Source organism: Metabacillus schmidteae (assembly GCF_903166545.1).
GTDB classification, from domain to species: Bacteria; Bacillota; Bacilli; order Bacillales; family Bacillaceae; genus Metabacillus; species Metabacillus schmidteae.
In genome coordinates, this window is the sequence record NZ_CAESCH010000001.1 from 26,688 (window position 1) to 44,785 (window position 18,098).

At 38.0% G+C, this 18,098-nt stretch carries 14 protein-coding genes; 3 read left to right on the forward strand and 11 right to left on the reverse strand.

The annotated features are described in order from the left end of the window. Positions 1–18: 18 nt before the first annotated feature. Entirely contained in the window at positions 19–468 is a 450-nt protein-coding gene (locus HWV59_RS00145) for a low molecular weight protein arginine phosphatase (protein ID WP_102230397.1), read from the reverse strand. A 213-nt stretch (positions 469–681) separates the two neighbouring features. Between HWV59_RS00145 and HWV59_RS00150 the strand changes: the two genes are divergently transcribed. Next, positions 682–1,617, forward strand: a complete 936-nt coding sequence (locus HWV59_RS00150) for a CobW family GTP-binding protein (RefSeq protein ID WP_175637783.1) — start codon at positions 682–684, stop codon at positions 1,615–1,617. Between the two features lie 29 nt (positions 1,618–1,646). Here the strand turns inward: HWV59_RS00150 and HWV59_RS00155 are convergent, their stop codons facing one another. The 8 genes from HWV59_RS00155 to prfA form a co-directional block, all read right to left on the reverse strand. Beyond that, a complete protein-coding gene (locus tag HWV59_RS00155) occupies positions 1,647–2,273 on the reverse strand; it encodes a putative periplasmic lipoprotein (RefSeq protein WP_175637784.1) in 627 nt (208 codons plus the stop codon). An 88-nt stretch (positions 2,274–2,361) separates the two neighbouring features. Beyond that, positions 2,362–3,744, reverse strand: a complete 1,383-nt coding sequence (locus HWV59_RS00160; RefSeq protein WP_102230400.1) for an alkaline phosphatase — start codon at positions 3,742–3,744, stop codon at positions 2,362–2,364. Positions 3,745–4,105: 361 nt separating this feature from the next. After that, positions 4,106–4,666, reverse strand: a complete 561-nt coding sequence (locus HWV59_RS00165) for a manganese efflux pump MntP (RefSeq protein ID WP_175637785.1) — start codon at positions 4,664–4,666, stop codon at positions 4,106–4,108. 64 nt (positions 4,667–4,730) lie between these two features. Then, complete coding sequence (locus HWV59_RS00170; protein ID WP_175637786.1) at positions 4,731–5,777, reverse strand: L-threonylcarbamoyladenylate synthase; 1,047 nt, start codon at positions 5,775–5,777, stop codon at positions 4,731–4,733. A 179-nt stretch (positions 5,778–5,956) separates the two neighbouring features. Continuing rightward, a complete protein-coding gene (locus tag HWV59_RS00175) occupies positions 5,957–6,400 on the reverse strand; it encodes a GNAT family N-acetyltransferase (RefSeq protein WP_102230403.1) in 444 nt (147 codons plus the stop codon). A gap of 264 nt (positions 6,401–6,664) precedes the next feature. Then, positions 6,665–7,327 (reverse strand): stage II sporulation protein R, encoded by a 663-nt coding sequence (gene spoIIR, locus HWV59_RS00180; RefSeq protein WP_175637787.1) that lies wholly within the window; start codon positions 7,325–7,327, stop codon positions 6,665–6,667. 259 nt (positions 7,328–7,586) lie between these two features. After that, a complete protein-coding gene (gene prmC / locus HWV59_RS00185; protein WP_175637788.1) occupies positions 7,587–8,432 on the reverse strand; it encodes a peptide chain release factor N(5)-glutamine methyltransferase in 846 nt (281 codons plus the stop codon). Positions 8,433–8,439: 7 nt separating this feature from the next. Beyond that, entirely contained in the window at positions 8,440–9,510 is a 1,071-nt protein-coding gene (gene prfA / locus HWV59_RS00190) for a peptide chain release factor 1 (protein ID WP_102230407.1), read from the reverse strand. Positions 9,511–10,157: 647 nt separating this feature from the next. Between prfA and gloA2 the strand changes: the two genes are divergently transcribed. Both gloA2 and HWV59_RS00200 read left to right on the forward strand, forming a co-directional pair. Continuing rightward, complete coding sequence (gene gloA2, locus HWV59_RS00195) at positions 10,158–10,544, forward strand: SMU1112c/YaeR family gloxylase I-like metalloprotein (RefSeq protein ID WP_102230408.1); 387 nt, start codon at positions 10,158–10,160, stop codon at positions 10,542–10,544. Between the two features lie 175 nt (positions 10,545–10,719). Beyond that, on the forward strand, positions 10,720–11,226 hold the full coding sequence (locus HWV59_RS00200; protein ID WP_102230409.1) for a MerR family transcriptional regulator: 507 nt from the start codon (positions 10,720–10,722) through the stop codon (positions 11,224–11,226). Between the two features lie 8 nt (positions 11,227–11,234). On the opposite strand, the gene HWV59_RS00205 is transcribed toward HWV59_RS00200, so the two are convergent. Together HWV59_RS00205 and HWV59_RS00210 are read right to left on the reverse strand one after the other, a co-directional pair. Continuing rightward, positions 11,235–11,687, reverse strand: coding sequence for a hypothetical protein (locus HWV59_RS00205; RefSeq protein ID WP_102230410.1), 453 nt, complete (start codon positions 11,685–11,687; stop codon positions 11,235–11,237). Between the two features lie 111 nt (positions 11,688–11,798). Further along, the gene (locus HWV59_RS00210) at positions 11,799–18,002 is read right to left on the reverse strand and encodes a lamin tail domain-containing protein (RefSeq protein ID WP_235991640.1); all 6,204 of its coding nucleotides are present in this window, start codon (positions 18,000–18,002) and stop codon (positions 11,799–11,801) included. Between the last annotated feature and the right edge of the window lie 96 nt (positions 18,003–18,098).

Sequence of the window (18,098 nt, forward strand, 5' to 3'; positions counted from 1 at the left end):
CTCCTCCAAAGGGTTGAGTCATTTCTCTAGTTTTGAAATAAGTTTTTCTATTAACGTTTCCAAATCAGTTAATGTTTGACGGTACATGTGAAGCGGACCTCCGAATGGATCTGAAATATCCCGGGCCATTTCAGTTTGATCTGACACATACTCTGAAAGCGTATAGGTTTTTCGACCTACATGCGGATAGAGGTCAATGACAGATTGCTTGTGTTGATTTGTCATCGTCAAAATAATCGTTGCCCAATCAGCTAACTCTGATGTTAAACTAGAAGACTTGTGATCACTCGATATTCCCTTTTCACTCAAGGCTTCTACAGCGTTCGGTGATGCCTGATACCCATCTATCGCAAAAACCCCTGCTGACTTTACCTGAATCGAATCAGAGTTCTTGACGTGCTTTAATAATGCCTCTGCCATGGGACTTCTACACGTATTTCCCGTACAAACAAATAGTACGTTTGTCATATAAAAACACTCCTTTATTCTATTATAATCAAAATTTATGTCGGAAAGTAGTCATATGAAATTAGAAAATGTAAATTGTGTGTAAACATTTTAAAAAGCCTATGTTGTAAAGCTTTTGTGAACATTTCTATTTTCTGTTGATGAACGAATAAGAATCACCTATCATGATAGATAACAAATCGTAATGTTTCTTATTTGAAGCGAGGGATGCAAATGAGTAAGCCTATAAAAGTCTATTTATTAAGTGGTTTTTTGGGAAGTGGAAAAACAACAGTCTTAAAGAGAATGGTGAAAGAACTGAAAAACAGGAACAAGAAGCTGGGAATTATTCTTAATGAACTTGGTGATACAAATGTTGAGCAGCACTTATTTAAAGATGAACAAGCCTATGAATTGCTGAATGGATGTATCTGTTGTTCGATCCAGGAAGACCTAAAATCAACTCTAAATCAATTTATCCTAAGCCCTGTAGATGTGCTTCTTATCGAGGGAACCGGTATCGCCAATCCACAGGAAATTCTCGATGCCCTTTCAAGCCCTGAATATATCGACCACTTTCAGCTTACGTCTTTAATTAGCATTGTTGATGCCAGTCATTTTCTAGATTATCACAGTTTCTTTTCCAGCTCGAAGGAGATCCGCCAATTACTTAAAGAGCAAATCTCTCATGCTTCTTTACTTATCGTCAATAAAACAGATCTTGTTTCCCCTAAAAAGCTGGAAAAAGTAATGGCAAAGACGAAAGAGCTCGCTGGTGATCAGACAAAAATCATTTTGTCTGCTTTTGGAGAGGTTTCATTAGATGTATTGTTAGAAGCTAGAGTTTTGACAGTGGAAATAGATCAACAGACTAATCCTCCATCACATCACAGTTCCATAAAAGCAATAAAAATCATTGACTTGCCTCTTATTAATCGAAAGGCGTTTGTTGCTTGGTTAAAGGAATTATCAGCGGAAATTATTCGTGGAAAAGGCTATGTGCAGTTTGAGGATGATCGTCACCTCTATTCTTTTCAATTCGCCTCTAAAAAGGTCCATTTTGAAAAAATTGAGGACGTAACGACAGAAAAACCAATCATTATTCTGATTGGAGATCAACTAGATCCAAGTACAATTCGTGCTTCTTTTGATTATGCCTTTCATGTATAAGGATAATGGGACCCTATAAGCGGGTCCTTTTATAATTCAATTTTTATTTTTTCTGATTCTTTTATTTTGTTTTGATTTTTGTCATATACATCACTTGTCGTGATTTCAATCCATTCCAACTCTTTAGAGGAATCTACAATAAAACCTAAGTTTCCACTTTTTGTTTCGTTTCCTTCTATTTCTCCGTTCAGGCCTTCTAAATAAATATCCTTTTCCCAATCAAATATTTCACCAGTGTTTGTTTCTAGCATAGCAATTGGTGCATAGTTTAATGGCTCATTTGATGTATTTTCAATTTCAACAAACAACTTAACCACATCAAATTCCTCTTCATGTGTGAGCATATGGAAATAATCGATTAAACTGTAATCCGGCTTTAAATGGATCAACTTTACATCTTTAATGTGCAGCTTTACTGGATCCATTTCATAGGTTTCATTTGGAAATGTCAGTTTTTTGACTGTTGCTTCTCCTTTTTCATCTATCACTGAATCTTCTACTTTTAAAAGAGTACGATCATCTGTGACCTGAGGATTTGAAGCATAATCATCTGCATAGCTCGTATCAATTTTGCTTGAATCTTCCCCGTTTGTTGCTTGACTGCTGCATCCTACTAAAAAGATACATATTATTAAAAATGGCAAAAATTTATTCATGGAATCCCCCTGACCAAGCTCATTTTAAAAGAAGGTCGACCAATAAAGTCAACCTTCTATTTTCGGGCTCTATTAATCTGTTAAATGATTAATGATCTTCAATTTCAACTTCTTTTTTACCTTTAGCTAAAAGCTCAAAGATAATTTTTGCGTTGTCTGTGTTATCAATTTGTCCCGCAAATCTCTCTGAAGAAGGACCATACGCATATACAGGAACGTCCTCACCTGTATGTCCGCCTGTTGTCCATCCTGTGTTTGAGCGTGTATCAAAGATTTTTTCGATCGCATTATCGATATCAGTTGCTTTTGTTCCAGCATCTTTTACAGATTGAATTTCTTCTGATGTTAATTCCAAGTCAATATATTGCTTCAACGTTTCCTCAACATCTGCTCCATTTGCTATTTCCGCTGCCATAAAGTCAGGTGTGCGCTTTGCAGCTTTAATCGGTTCACCAAACCAATTATAGATTCCATTAGCTCCAATTGAATATCCACCTGTTGAATGGTCCGCTGTTGCGACAACCAATGTGTGCTTGTCCTTTTTCGCAAATTCAATTGCTGCAGCAAATGCCTTTTCAAAATCGTCCATCTCACTCATAGCTGATACGATGTCATTATCATGTCCTGCCCAATCGATTTGGCTTCCTTCAATCATTAAGAAAAATCCATCTTTATCTTTGTTTAAGCGGTCAATAGCAGACGTTGTCATATCCTCTAATGAAGGAGTATCTTCTGTACGATCAAGCATTTTCGGTAAGCCGCGCGGCGCAAACAAACCAAGTACCTGCTCACTATCGTCATTCATCAGCTCGTCCTTATTTGTTACATAGCTAAATCCATCTTTTTGGAATTCTTCTGTTAGATTACGATCTTTGCGGACAAATAAATCTGTTCCTCCACCTAAAAGGACATCCACTTTATGTTCTCCATCAATTAAGTCGTCATAATAATCATTTGCAATCTCATTCATATTTTGGCGACTATGATCATGTGCACCAAATGATGCTGGTGTTGCGTGAGTAATCTCAGACGTTGCAACAAGTCCTGTTGCTTTCCCCCGCTCCTTTGCGGCTTCTAATACAGTTTTTACATCTGAGCCATCATTATCAACGGCAATCGCATTATTATATGTTTTAATTCCAGCTGACATCGCTGTTGCAGCCGAAGCCGAATCTGTTACATTTTGTTCGGGATCTTCCGGATATGTCATCTGCTGACCAACTAAATATTTATCCAGTTCTGTACGATCAGCAAATTTTGAATCATCGCTATCTTGTAAGTAGCGGTATGCTGAAGTATATGAAACACCCATTCCATCACCAATTAAAAAGATGACATTTTTAATTTCTGCAGAGTTTGATTTCTTTTCTTTTGCCTCTGCTGCCTGGAATGTACCTCCTAAACTACCAAATGCGACCGTCGTCATGACTGCCAACGGTAACAACTTTTTTCTAAATTTTTTATTAAACATCTGCTTCTCCTCCTTCATCAACTCTAGTAAGGATTATAAGTTGCTAGTTTTAATAAAGGTTTAAGGAAATGTATTAATATTGTAAATATCAAAATTAGCTACAAAAGAACTGAAAAATCCCTAAGAATTCCTAGAAAGACAGGACATTTTAGGGATTGCCTTGTATATTTTCATCACTTTACTTTAATGAGGTATATTAACCATACATACAGAAATAGGTAAATGTTCACATCTTTCATTTACATAAATTTTACAATAAATTTATGATTTTTACATTTTTAGAAAACTAGTTATGATCTCAAGAACCCTTTTCTTAAAAGAACGAAGAGACTGCCCCATAACAGTCTCTTTCCAAAATCTATTAAAATGGCAAAAGGAGCTTAATTCCAAATGCCAGTAAGATCGTGCCACCTAAAGCTTCGCTATATGAACCCAACCAATTTTGGACCCGTTTCCCAACTAAAAGCCCAAGCCATGTTAGCACCATGCTGACAAGACCAAAGATCGCAACAGTCAGGAATGTTTTTGCTCCATAAATCCCCAGGCTTAAGCCGACCGAAAAACTATCTAAACTCACACTTAACGCAAACACAATAAGACCAAAACCAACTGGTGTAATGAGAGGATCTTCATCTTTTTTAAAGGAAACAAATACCATCTGTATGCCTAATAAAATGAGAAGTGTTCCACCTAATAGTGTTGCAATGGTCCCAAAGGTGTCGCTTAGTAGCCTTCCTATTAGCATTCCAACTAACGGCATCCAAATGTGAAAAATGCCGATTGTGATACCTATGTATAAAATCTGTCTGAACCTTAACCTAATTAAGCCCATTCCAAGGCCGACCGAAAATGCGTCCATTCCTAGAGCCAGTGCCATAATTAGTAATGTTAGTAGTTCCCCAACCATTGATTCAATACTCATGTTCCCCCTCCTCGGACACGCCTAATTCAACTTTATGCGTGTCCGAGTTTGAATAGAACAACGATTACTTTTCAACGATCACCTGGTTACCAGCCGCCTTTAACAGCCTGTTCATAATGGCTGCTCCAACGCCAGCCTGTGGAAAACTTTCACTTATAATAAGGTCAACATCTTCTTGATCAAATTGTCTTAGCACATCATATAACTGAGCTGCAACAGTTTGAAGATTTGCCCGGTTTCCACATGACAATACTTTCGTCGCACGAAAATCATTTTTGGCTTCTTCCGTTGTTATAACTCCAACCTTTTTGCCTTCTTTTTCAAACTGATCAATCTGTTGTTGGATAAAGTGATGACTTCCATCTACAACAATTACAGGGGCATTTGGTGCATAATGGGTGTACTTCATGCCTGGTGATTTTGGTGCATGACCCTCTTCAACTAATGCTTGGTCAACACTCACTTCTCCAACAATTGCCTCCATTTGTTCTTTTGTCACTCCACCCGGACGGAGAATCGTTGGAATCTTCGTTGTACAGTCGATAACCGTTGATTCTACGCCAACTCCAGTTGCACCTCCATCAATGATGCCACTGATTCTTCCTTGAAGATCATAATACACATGTGAGGCTTGCGTTGGACTTGGTTTTCCGGAGCGGTTTGCACTTGGTGCCGCGACAGGTACATTTGCTTCTTTTAAAAGGGCTAGTGCAATCGGATGGTCCGGCATACGTACACCAACAGTATCAAGCCCTGCTGTGACTAAGTCTGATAAACGATCTCCTTTTTTTTGCAGCACTAGTGTTAATGGTCCCGGCCAAAAATTTTTGATTAACTCTTCTGCATACTCAGGTATATCTTCAACAAACTCATCCAACTGATCTTGTGAAGCAATGTGGACAATTAGCGGATTATCACTTGGACGACCTTTTGCTTCAAAGATTTTACGAACAGCTTCATCTGAAAAAGCATTAGCACCTAGTCCATATACCGTTTCAGTTGGAAAGGCGACAACTTCATTTTCTCTTAATATATTTGCTGCCTGTGCAATATGTGGATAACTAGTGGATAAGTTAGGAAGATCATCCACAGTCCATACTATTGTTTTCATACGTTCAAAACTCCTTATATTCCGTTCAATTCAAGTAAATTTCTCGATAATTAACTCTTGAAAGTATAAAAGAAGATCATAAAGAAAACAAGCCTTATCCACAAATTGTGGATAAGGCTGTTATTATTGTGCATAACTTTGTGAATAAAGTGAAATTTCAAACAGTGGGATAATGAATCTTATGACGATTTTACCATTACCTTTGCATTCGGATCTTCTAACGAATCCTTCATATGATCAATTGACAGCATTTCGGAAGGAACCAAATCTGCCTTTAGCTTTTGAAAGCCCATTAAGGATAAAAATTGAACAGATGCTTCTTTATTTGTGACTAAAAATAAGTCCGTAATTCCCCGTTTTTCCGATAACGTTTGGATGCTTTGAAATAGTGTCACAATATGAGCCTGCTTAAGCTTGTCCGACACGACTAAAGACCGCAGGAGCCCCGTGTTTTTTACAGGCTCCACACCGATACATGCAACAATTTCATTTTCTCCATTTTCCATTAAAACGAAATAATCTATTAAATTAGTAATTCCTTCTGAACTGATTCCCGCTTTCTCAACGAACATTGTTAATCTTTCAACATCTTTGGTCTCTGCTATTTTTAATTGATAAAACATATTTTCACCTCATTTTGTTTTTCCTATTTCAACTCTATGAGGTTGTTGGTAGATTTATGCTTTTTTCTTTTTCGAAAGTCTTATTTAGACTAGTTAAAGGATCTTGTGCAGGTGACTTATTTGCTATTTTTGAGATTTATTTTCTATTATCGGAATTTGTTTGCTATTTTTCTAAATTATTTACGATTATCAGGATTTATTTACTATTCTTCCTATTTCGACATTTATCACAACCTAAAAAAGGCGAGGAAACTCCTCACCCTTTTAAGAAAACAATCCTTCAAACCATTCAACTAAGAAGAATTTCACTTCTACTTCTTCTTTTTCTTCTTCTTCATCTACTACAAGAGAAGTTAGTTTTTCGTTTGTCTTATCTTGATCATTTGTTGTTTCTGTTTCTTCCGCTTGGACGGCTTCACCGTTTGAGAAGTCTAAGAAGCATAGCGGCGGGAATAGGACACACCACCAGTTGGCACCTTTTGCTTCTCCAAGGCTGATTAAGATTGCTTCATATTCACCAGCAGGATAGATGTAGCTGCCATATAGCTTTGTTGGAAAATTCACATTGTGATCAAAATCAACAGAGTAAGATTGTTGCATATTTTCCTGCTCTAGTACATCTTCTACTATAGCTTCGATTTCCGGTAGTCTTGATTGAATCAGTTTTTCAGCTGCCTCAACAGATGTTAATTCCGCGACCCATTTTGTGATTTCTTTATTAACTGCATCACGAACTTTTCTTTTTAACGCTTGGTCTTCATCAGAATCACTGTTTGCTAGAATTCGTAAACGGATTGCTTCATCCGGTATGACAACAGGTTCCTGTGTGCTTGCTTCTGTAGCTACCGGCTCTTTATAAACACTAGTAATGGCTCCTACGAATAAGATTAATATATAAATAAGTACTAATTGATTTTGTTTTTTCATATCTCTCACGCTCCCTTGGTAGACAGTATGGACAGCATGAGAAATTCTTAAACTATATTTTTTAAAAAATAGTTTGGTAGATTTAAAAAAGCTGGTTGACTCCCGCCACAGGTTGCTCGCTTTCCGCAGAGCTGGCGGTGAGCCTCGCTCGGCGCTAGCGCCTGCATGAGCCTCACCTTTCACTCCAGTCAACCTTAAATAGTTTCACTTAACAAACCTTTTAACAATCTACAGAGCTTTTCAAATATACTAGTTACTCTTACAAAGTCGCAAAAACCATCCGATCTTTACCATTGATATCATAAACAACTTCCACCTCTGCCTTTTGCAGCGCTTGTTCAAGGAGGATTTTCACATCTTTTCCTTGCCCTGCGCCAATTTCAAAAGCAATGAGAGCTCGGTTGTTAAGGATGCTTTTCATGTCATTGATCAGTCTACGATAGAAATCCAAACCGTCTTCTCCACCTGCGAGCGCCCGCATTGGTTCGTGGTCTTTTACTACTGGTGATAGTGTTTCGATTTCCCAATCTGGAATATAGGGAGGATTTGACACTAAAATATCGATTTTCTGTGTGACAGGTGCAAGTAGATCACCATGCAGCCACTGAACTGTTGCCCCTAAGCTCTCAGCATTGTCTTTAGCCACTGTGATTGATTCTGCAGCAATGTCAACAGCCGACACATTGAATCTAGGGTTTTCTAATGCCAATGTAATCGCAATCGCTCCACTTCCTGTTCCAACATCGACCACATTTACTATTTCATTCCCCGGAAAATGTACAGATGCTCTTTGTAAAATTCCTTCCACAAGCTCCTCTGTTTCCGGTCTTGGAATGAGCACTTCCTTATTTACGTTAAACCGTCTTCCATAAAACTCTTCATATCCAATTAAATACTGGACAGGCTGACCTTCTGCATGCTTTTTCACATCTAATGAAAATGAATCGATTTGCTCATCTGAGAGGACCATTCTCAAATTGGATAACAATATTGCCCGCTCCATTTGTAAATGATGGCGCAGCAACAATTCTCCTGCATTTTCATCTCTGCCTGCTTCCTTTAAAAAAGAAGAAGCCCAGTTGAGGGCTTCGTATACATATTTCATTTGATTTTTAATCTTCCGCTGCTTGAAGGCGGCTTGATTGGTCCTCAACAATTAGTGCATCCACTACTTCATCAAGCTTACCTTCTAAAATTTGATCAAGCTTTTGAATCGTTAATCCAATTCTGTGATCTGTTACACGGTTTTGCGGGAAGTTATATGTTCTAATACGCTCTGAACGGTCACCTGTACCAACCGCAAGCTTACGGTTTTGATCGTATTCCGCTTGTGCTTCCTGCTGGAATTTATCATATACACGTGCACGAAGAACCTTCATTGCTTTTTCTTTGTTTTTGATCTGCGACTTTTCATCCTGACATGAAACAACTGTATTAGTTGGTAAATGCGTTAAACGTACCGCAGACATCGTTGTATTTACACTTTGTCCTCCTGGACCACTTGAAGCAAATGTATCCACACGAATATCTTTTTCATGGATTTCAACTTCAACTTCTTCTGCTTCTGGTAAAACAGCTACTGTCGCAGTGGATGTATGGATACGTCCGCCTGATTCTGTTTCAGGCACACGTTGAACACGGTGTGCACCGTTTTCAAATTTTAATTTAGAGTAAGCACCTTTTCCGTTGATCATAAAGATAATCTCTTTATAACCACCAGTTCCCGTTGCATTTGCTTCCATGACTTCTGTTTTCCATCCTTGCATTTCGGCAAAACGGCTGTACATACGATATAAATCAGATGCAAATAACGCAGCTTCATCTCCACCTGCTGCACCGCGAATCTCCATAATAACGTTTTTGTCATCATTAGGATCTTTTGGTACTAATAAAAGCTTTAGACGACCTGTTAATTCTTCTTCACGTTCTTCTAACTCGGAAAGCTCTTCCTTTGCCATTTCACGCATTTCAGCATCCAGCTTCTCTTCAAGCATTGATTTTGTATCTGAAATTTGCTCACGGACTTCTTTATATTCACGGTAAGCTTCCACTGTTTCTTGCAGATCTGATTGTTCTTTTGAATATTCACGCAGCTTTTTTGAATCGCTAATGATATCTGGATCCATTAGTAGCTGATTTAACTTTTCATAACGGTCTTCTACCGATTGTAAACGATCTAACATACATGTTCACCTCAATTTTCATGCATAACGTTATAATTATAGTATAGGTCAGATGAAGCGTCAAAAGCAAATTGAGGCAGGAGACTTAATTCTATATACTTTGTTGTTATTAATTAGTATTGTGTTGGCTGATTTCCGCTTCAGGATGCTCGCTTTCCGCGGGGGGGGCGGTGAGCTTCCTCAGCGCTTTGCGCTTGCGGGATCTCACCTGTCCCACACTTCCCGCAGGAGTCTCGCACCTTTCGCTCCAATCAACCTAAATAGTTTTTTGTTTATAGAACAATAATCTTTTTAAAATAGTCTTATAATGGGTCTTAAGGAAAGGCTGTTTTCGCATACTATGTTGTTTTTATGTAGTGTTATAAATGAAAATTAGTTCGCTCCATTGCGCTGCAGACACTCGCTTTCCGCGGGGAGGAAGCCGAGCCTCCTCAGCTTCGCCTGCGGGGTCTCGCCCTTTCCTCACTTCCCGCAGGAGTCGAGTGTCTTCCGCTCCATTCCACTATAAAGTTAAAATAATATGTTTAACAACAATCTTTGTGAAAACAACCTTTCAAAAGAACTAATTTTCAAAAAACAATTTTATACAAATAAATAATTTGTTTTAATGAAAATAACTATATTATTAATGAAAAGAGGAATTCACAATGAAAATCAGTAAAATCCACCACATCGCAGTTATTTGCTCTAACTATGAAAGATCTAAGAAATTTTATACAGAAGTACTTGGTCTTAAGGTTCTTTCTGAAGTGTATCGAGAGGAACGGGAGTCGTACAAGCTGGATTTAATGGTTAATGATTTATATCAAATTGAGCTTTTTTCGTTCCCAAATCCTCCTGGTCGCCCAACACAGCCTGAGGCAGCGGGATTGCGGCATCTTGCTTTTGAAGTAGCTAACATCAATGAGGCTGTTCAGGAACTAAAAGAAAAAGGAATTAATGTAGAAGAGATTCGAGTGGATCCGATTACAGATAAGAAGTTTACCTTTTTTCAAGATCCGGATGGTCTTCCTCTCGAATTGTATGAAGCATAATTGGCTTAAATCGACAATCTCAATTCATAATATGTAAAACTCCCACTTTCTTTGCCGAATTCGTTCTTGTTTTGTCTAACATGAAGGGAACTGACACAAAACGTAGAACGTATTCTAGCAAGAAAGCAGTTAACAATCACGTTTTTGGTATACGAAAAATCAGGGAGGAATGCAAATGAGTACAGCTGCTGTTGCAAAGTCACTTGGTGTTTCTAGAAGAACGTTAATGAGATGGGTTGAGCAGTTAAATTTAGAGCTCTCAAAAAATGAACTTGGACATTATCAATTTTCGGACGCAGATATAGAGAAATTAAAACAAATACAGGAAAATACAGACTCCGTATTACCACAACAAAAGGAACAACAATCTCGGAAAGCAATTGTTATGACCAAAACTGTTGATGAAGATAAAATGGTTGAGCTAACAAATCGAATCGAGCAGGTAGAGCAAAGTCTCCAAAGAAAAGCAGATGATGTTGTTTCCTATCAGCTTCTGCAGCATAGAAAAGAAATGGAGGAATTAACAAGAACAATAAGCAAGCTTGAAAAGAGGATTGAAGAGCTTGAGCAAACGGAAAAAAAACCAGAATTAGCTTATAACCCTGCTCTTGTTTTTGATCAAGGACAAACCTCTAAAAAACCTCGCAGAAAAGGTTTAATCAGCTCCATTTTAGGTTTTTAAGGGGCATATTAACGCCCCTCATTATTTTTTTTCTTTAAGTTTACATCAATATGATATCTCGGTAATGCCGTGATCATGTTTTCATGTATTTCCTTTCTTTTTTCCTTCATTTCAGCATCATTCAGCTTTTCCGTTGTGTAGACATTTACATGAATTTGATCACCATTCATTATCACTCGCCCTAATGATAGTTCCTTATCGTTGCGAATCGCTTCTTCTAATTTATTCTGATCATTCCCTTGGTCTGGCCTTGATTCTGTCAAATCAAGAAAATTAGGACCTGGATTTTCTGTAAACTGTTCATCCTCATCCACTTCTACTTCATCATAATCCCCATACCCTGTTTTCATTAATCGTGTCCCATTTTTATCTTCCGCTTGAGGCTCATACCCTTCACGTGCTTGGAATTGACATCCTGCCAAACAAAGGGACAGAACCATTAAAGTGATTACCTTTTTCATATTCGAACACCTCCTATTTGTAGGTTGTCCGATTTGAAATTTTTCATTAATGTTTAATCCGCTAAAGAAACCCTACTCAACATAGAGTAGGGTCCTTTTAATTTGATCTAATTATCCTTTAAGAGCTGATTTGTTTTTTCTAAGGATGAATAGAAGCACACCGCCTAGAATTATGACGATCAAACCAATACCTAAAACATTAAACATATTTGTGGCTGTGTTCGGTAGTGGTAACACACTATTTTGTGATTGATTATCTCTATCCTGTGTGACTTGATCCTCACCAGCTGGTTTTGGATCTTTCTCACTTGTTTTTTGATCTCCATTACCCGGTTCTTGGTCTCTATCACCTGGCTCTTGATTTCCATCACCTGGTTCTTGGTCTCCATCACCCGGCTCTTGGTCTCCATCACCTGGTTCTTGGTCTCCATCACCCGGTTCTTGGTCTCCATCACCCGGTTCTTGATTTCCATCACCTGGTTCTTGATTTCCATCACCTGGTTCTTGGTCTCCATCACCCGGCTCTTGGTCTCCATCACCTGGTTCTTGATCTCCTTCACCCGGTTCTTGATCTCCTTCACCCGGTTCTTGATCTCCTTCACCCGGTTCTTGATCTCCTTCACCCGGCTCTTGATCTCCTTCACCCGGCTCTTGGTCTCCTTCACCCGGTTCTTGATCTCCTTCACCCGGCTCAGTAGCCTTTCCTTTGGTAAATGTCCACATGTCAGATGCAGTTTTTCCAGTATACTTATCCTCTGCTACTGCATACCAAGAGTAGGTGTTGTTTTCAGTTAATCCAGTCCATTCAACTTGAGCTGTTTCACCGCTTGAGACATTCTCTTGTTTGCCGATTTCATTGTCTGTTTTAACGGTAACGCTAAAGTAATCTGTTGCTACTCGTTTTTCCTTAACTTCCAGATCAAGATTCATAATAAACTCATCTTTACCTGGATATTCTTCAGGCTCATAGAAGTTATAATCATCTAAATATGGAGAATACGTGTTAACAAACACACGGTTGTTGTCCTGATCGAAGTGAAGCAATTTTATATACCCTTGCCCACCTTCAGGACCACCTTGATAATCGCCAAGCATTTGGTAAACTTTACGGTCCGGCTGGCCATCACCGTTATCATCAATTTCACTAACAAGTGTTTCTGAATCATGATAATGTCCGCTTAACACAGCAATAACATTTTCATTCGGTTCTACTACTGCTTCGTAAATTTTGTCTCCAATCGGACTTCTATTTCCGGAAACTAATAGGTATTCGTGAAAGCTTAAGATCGCTTTTCGGTCCGGATATTGTGCCAAAACATCATTCATCCAGGCTAAGTCCTCGTCTTGAACGCCCCAACCCATGTAAACCATAATAAAGTCATTACCGTTTGATGAAATAAGATCATAGTGTCCTCTATTGTTTTTATAGCTGCCACCATAATAATCTTTGTCTTTAAAACGATCTTCACCAAAGCGCTTGTAATATTCAGTATAATCATTTGATAACTGATCAACATCATGATTTCCGGCTAATACACCGTATGGAACGTTATTTTGATCTAACACACCCATATATTCATCTGCATGGATCCATTCTTGTTCTTGACCAAAGTTATCGACTAAATCACCTGTGTGGAAAACATATTTAATTTTTAATTCTTCCTGCTTTTCAGCAATCCAATTTGTTTGTCTTTCGAAAATGTAAGGATAGCTTTCTGAATAATATTGTGTATCAGACATCCAAACAAATGAATAGTCATATTCCTCTGGACTGCTCGGGATTTCGTCCTGAATCAATACATTAATCCTAGAGTCTTTTGCATATGTTGCAACTTCAACTGTGCTCTTCAATTCAAAATCTTGTGCACCGGCAATTTTATACGTAAGTAATGTCCAATCATTTTCTTCATGGTTCCAAGCATACATAGACACTTTTCTACCTTCTAGTGATTGTCCGCTCCAAGAAAGCTCAACTGTATCTTTTTCACTTACTGATGAATCGAGCTCAACATCAAAGCGGTGATATGGAAATTGATCACTTGAATCCGTGATTAAATACTCTTCGTCCTTTTTAGATACTAATTTAAGATCCTCTTGAGAGAGAGCCTCTTCCCCTTCCGGATTCATCGTTTGAGGTGGTTCCGTATCTGTTGCATTTTTAAATACCTTTACGCTTTCTGTGTTGCTTGCATCATACTTGTAGCCCTCATAGAAGGTTACATCAAGATCATCACCTGTTGGATCTGATACCTTCACCTTAAGTGTCGGATCTCCATTAACAGGCTCATTACTGTTATCAGCAGGTGAAATCAATTCAGGCTTATCCGGATTTTCATTTGTTACTGAGAACTGGACAACCTTATTAGCCTGATTTCCAACTTTGTCTTCTGCTATAATTGTGACAGAGTGTGCACCTGGTTCAAGTTGTGAAGAAGCTGTTTCATAAGGCACTTCTATTTGCTTTCCATCAAGCATAACCTTCACTGATTGCACTCCTGCGATTTCATCAGTAACTGTCGGATCAATCGTAAACTTGCCTTTATATTCTTTTCCTTCAACTAGTTTTGTTTCAACTGTTGGTGCTGTGTTATCTACTAATACAGTCGATGAAACATTGTCGTTTGAGTCTTTCGCTTCAACAGTATGCTCTCCATCAGAAACAGTTGTTGTGTCCCAATTATAGGATTGTGATGTAGCATGTTCTTCTGTAATGGTAAAGGTAAAGTCCTCGAATGGACGGAATGTACCGTCATCACCCATGTCATAAACCTTTGACGGATCGTTTTTATTTGGATCTGTGATTACAGTACCATCTGCTAAAATAAGTCGAACATTACGAAGACTGTAATCATCGCGATTTTCTTCGTCCTCTTCCAATTGGAAAGGTGATGCTTTGTTTCCTGCACGAACTGTTAAGACATTTTCTCCTACTTGTAAACGATCAGGATCAACCGGAATCGTAAATGTTTTCCAATGTGATAACCAATCTTTGTCCATGAGGAAAAGAATATCCTCACCCATCGTGACAGCATTTTGGAAATACGTATTAAGTCCATTTACTTCTAGAGCAAGATAAGCCTCATTTTCTAAAGAATTAAACGTATTTTCTTTAAGCTCTTCACCATCTACTGTGATTGCCACATTCGCGGCTGCCTCATCTTTTGATGTTGCCTTGATCATTTCCTTACCGGAAACAATATCATTGTCTTTTACATTCAAGCGTAAATCAGACGTATCAACATCACTATTAATCGTGATTTTAAATGTATCGCTACGAACCTCATTTGTACCATCTGATACTGCAAAGAAATATTCAACATATTCCTTGCCAATTAAATCTGATGCATAAATCATATTCGTGTATAAATGAGACTCTGAATCAAGTGCTAATAATGTTTCATTAAACACATCTTGATCGTTGGTACGATAGAATAAACGAACTGATTTTACTTCCTTATTATCAGACGCTGCAGCAGCAATTTCAATATCTTCTGTTTGCTCTACTTCTGTAACAGATGTTTTATTTTCGATTGTTGGTGCTATTGTATCTTTTTCAATATGAACCGGCTGTTTTGGTACTTGGAAGCCTTCTACTGAACCTGGAGTTGCATTTTCTACTCCGGCACTTACTTTAATTGCTTGAGTTGATCCGTCTTCAGGGTATTTATAAAGAATGCCCTTATCTGGAACCGTATCATCAACATTCACTACTTCGTTATAGTAAGAAACAGTAATTTCCTCTTTTGTATTCGTTGCAACGACCAATCCTCTTGTGCTTCCATTTGCCATTCCATCACTGTGGATTTTAACAATATCTTCGTTTTCAATAAGACTTGTTCCAAAATGTGTGTTAAAATCCGCAACAGTTTGTTCTCCGTTTTGTCCATTGATAATCCAAAAAACAAGTGTTTCTTGAGCAGGAATCACAACATCATCCGGAATCGATGGCCATACAACATCACTTGCCGGATCTGTACCATAGCGATATTGAAGCTTATAATCTTTAAAGCTTAAGTCTTGATCCGTGTTATTGTAAATTTCAATAAATTCATAACCATCTGCAGATCCTACATTTGCTGTGTCAGGTACGATTTCTGTCACTAAGAAGGCTGGAATCTTTGTATAATCTACATCCTCTTTTTTCACTTTTATTTCGTATTCTTCTGTTTTTACCGTATTTATTCCATCAGATGCTTCGATATAATAGATGATGTTTGCATCAACATTTGCCCCAATAATTTCAGCTGTAAAGTTTGCAGAATCACTGCTTGCACTCATTGCTAAGGAAGTGAAGTTTTGTTCCCCTTCTTTTTTATAGTACAAAGTGGCGAACGGAACAGCTATATTATCAGCTACTTCCGCTTGCATTGTAATCGGTGAAAAAGCGTCACTCTCTGCGATTGGTGTATGGTTAATCACCGGTGCTTCTGTATCGTCCGGGATTTCATCCAGCTCCACCGGTTTTGTTGGGACTTGAGATTGCTCAACTGTTCCAGGAGTTGGAGCAGCAAGTGTTTCCAGTTTTGCCATTTCCGCGCCTGCGCTTGGGAATAGATACTGAATAACTGCACCTGTATTATCATTTTCTGTTCCTAAATAGCTTGCAGATACGATCTCTGCATTTGTATTGTCTTTAATGACGATCGCACGATTTCCACCGTTTGCGAATCCCGGGAATGCTGTATCGTTGTATGCAACAACATTCTCACTCGTTAAATTCAAACCAAAGTTTTGATTAAATTCATCTAACTTACGATCTCCATTATTGAACCAGAAAACAAGTGTTTCCTGCGGTTCAATTGTTGTAGCAGGAATTTGGAAAGTCTTTTCTTCCCCACTATCTGTGTATTTGTATACAAAAGAATAGTTTGTTAGAGAAAGTGGTTGATTTGAATTATTATAGAGTTCAAAATACTCATAGTAATCTGTTCCGCCACCTTTAGAGTTCGGCGAAATCTCTGTAATAAGTAATGGACGATCACTATATGTTTCTTCAGGTACTTCTACTTTCACTTGATATTCTTCTGTTTTAGAAGAATTGATTCCATCTGTTGCTTCAATATAATATGTGATATCAGATTCTACACTCGCTGCAGGAATTTCTCCTGAAAAGCTTGTACCACCTTCATTATCAGCATTCATTTGAATCGACTGAAAATCCTCTTCATCTTTAAGCTTATAATAAAGAGTAACAGAAGATACGGTTTCATTATCTTTCACCGACGCATTTACTTTTACAGCATTAAGCGCTTTCGCTTCAGTTACAGCAGTATGAGTAATGACCGGAACTTCGGAATCTAATGGAACCTCTTCCATTTCAACCGGTTTAGCAGGTACTTGTACAGCCTCGATCGTTCCAGGTGTCGGCTCTGCTAATACTTGAAGCTTGTCCATAATAGGTTGACCAGGTGCATATTTGTACTGAACAACCTTTCCATCATTGTTTGTTTCATCTGGTAAATAGGCTGCAGCAACAACACCTGTTCCTTCATTACCCTTTATGACAACTGCCCGGTTTCCACTGTTATAAAATCCATCAAATTCTTCATTATATTCAACAACCTGATCTTTTGTTAATTCTAACCCATAATGATTGTTGAAATCTTCAAGAATTAGTCCGTTGTTATTAAACCAGAAAACAAGTGTTTCTTGTGGTTCAATTGTCGTAGAAGGGACTTTGAATTCTTTTTCCTTTCCAGTTTCTGTGTAAAGATAAATGAAGGTATAATTGGATAATGGCAGTGTTTGATTTGTGTTGTTATACACTTCAAAATACTCAAAGTTGTCTGTTCCCTTTGAATTTGGTGAAATTTCTGTGATGAGCAAAGGTGAGTTTAGGTTATAATCTTCTTCAACACTTTCAGACTTGTCGTCTTCTTGTTCCTCTACCGTTGTTTCTACAGGCGGCACATCCTCTAGTGAATTAGTAGATGTCTCTTCTTGTGGAGTTGTTTCTGTTGTAGTGTTTGATTCTTGTTGTTGTACTATTTCATTTACTTGAGCATCTTCTTGAACAGTTTCTTCTGTTTCCGGCTGCTGTTCTTCTTCTATAACTGCCTGTTCTTCTTCACCATTCACAGCTTTATTTTCATTTGTATCTTCTTGCTGAGACTGGCTGGATTCTTTTTCTGTTTCTTGTACATCTGTTGTTTGAAGAGATTGTTCCGATACACTTGAATCAGTATTATCAACTGGCTTCTCAACTTGAGTGGCTTTTACAGGAATGACTGAAATAAAATTGGATAGCACGATTGCTGCTATACAAATAAATACAAACATTTTCTTCAGCCTTTTCCTTACAATACGTTTCCCCATAGCTTCCTCCTATATATGTAGTAGTCATTGTCAATACTAATCGAAATTTGTAAAACCAATTTTAATAAAATGTAAAGGATTCTAAATATTTCGATA

Coding starts and splice junctions, on each gene's coding strand:
- HWV59_RS00200 (WP_102230409.1), top strand. CDS start 10,720: ATGAGTACAGCTGCTGTTGCAAAGTCACTTGGTGTTTCTAGAAGAACG.
- HWV59_RS00155 (WP_175637784.1), bottom strand. CDS start 2,273: ATGAATAAATTTTTGCCATTTTTAATAATATGTATCTTTTTAGTAGGA.
- gloA2 (WP_102230408.1), top strand. CDS start 10,158: ATGAAAATCAGTAAAATCCACCACATCGCAGTTATTTGCTCTAACTAT.
- HWV59_RS00210 (WP_235991640.1), bottom strand. CDS start 18,002: ATGGGGAAACGTATTGTAAGGAAAAGGCTGAAGAAAATGTTTGTATTT.
- HWV59_RS00150 (WP_175637783.1), top strand. CDS start 682: ATGAGTAAGCCTATAAAAGTCTATTTATTAAGTGGTTTTTTGGGAAGT.
- HWV59_RS00170 (WP_175637786.1), bottom strand. CDS start 5,777: ATGAAAACAATAGTATGGACTGTGGATGATCTTCCTAACTTATCCACT.
- prfA (WP_102230407.1), bottom strand. CDS start 9,510: ATGTTAGATCGTTTACAATCGGTAGAAGACCGTTATGAAAAGTTAAAT.
- HWV59_RS00205 (WP_102230410.1), bottom strand. CDS start 11,687: ATGAAAAAGGTAATCACTTTAATGGTTCTGTCCCTTTGTTTGGCAGGA.
- HWV59_RS00145 (WP_102230397.1), bottom strand. CDS start 468: ATGACAAACGTACTATTTGTTTGTACGGGAAATACGTGTAGAAGTCCC.
- spoIIR (WP_175637787.1), bottom strand. CDS start 7,327: ATGAAAAAACAAAATCAATTAGTACTTATTTATATATTAATCTTATTC.
- HWV59_RS00175 (WP_102230403.1), bottom strand. CDS start 6,400: ATGTTTTATCAATTAAAAATAGCAGAGACCAAAGATGTTGAAAGATTA.
- HWV59_RS00160 (WP_102230400.1), bottom strand. CDS start 3,744: ATGTTTAATAAAAAATTTAGAAAAAAGTTGTTACCGTTGGCAGTCATG.
- prmC (WP_175637788.1), bottom strand. CDS start 8,432: ATGAAATATGTATACGAAGCCCTCAACTGGGCTTCTTCTTTTTTAAAG.
- HWV59_RS00165 (WP_175637785.1), bottom strand. CDS start 4,666: ATGAGTATTGAATCAATGGTTGGGGAACTACTAACATTACTAATTATG.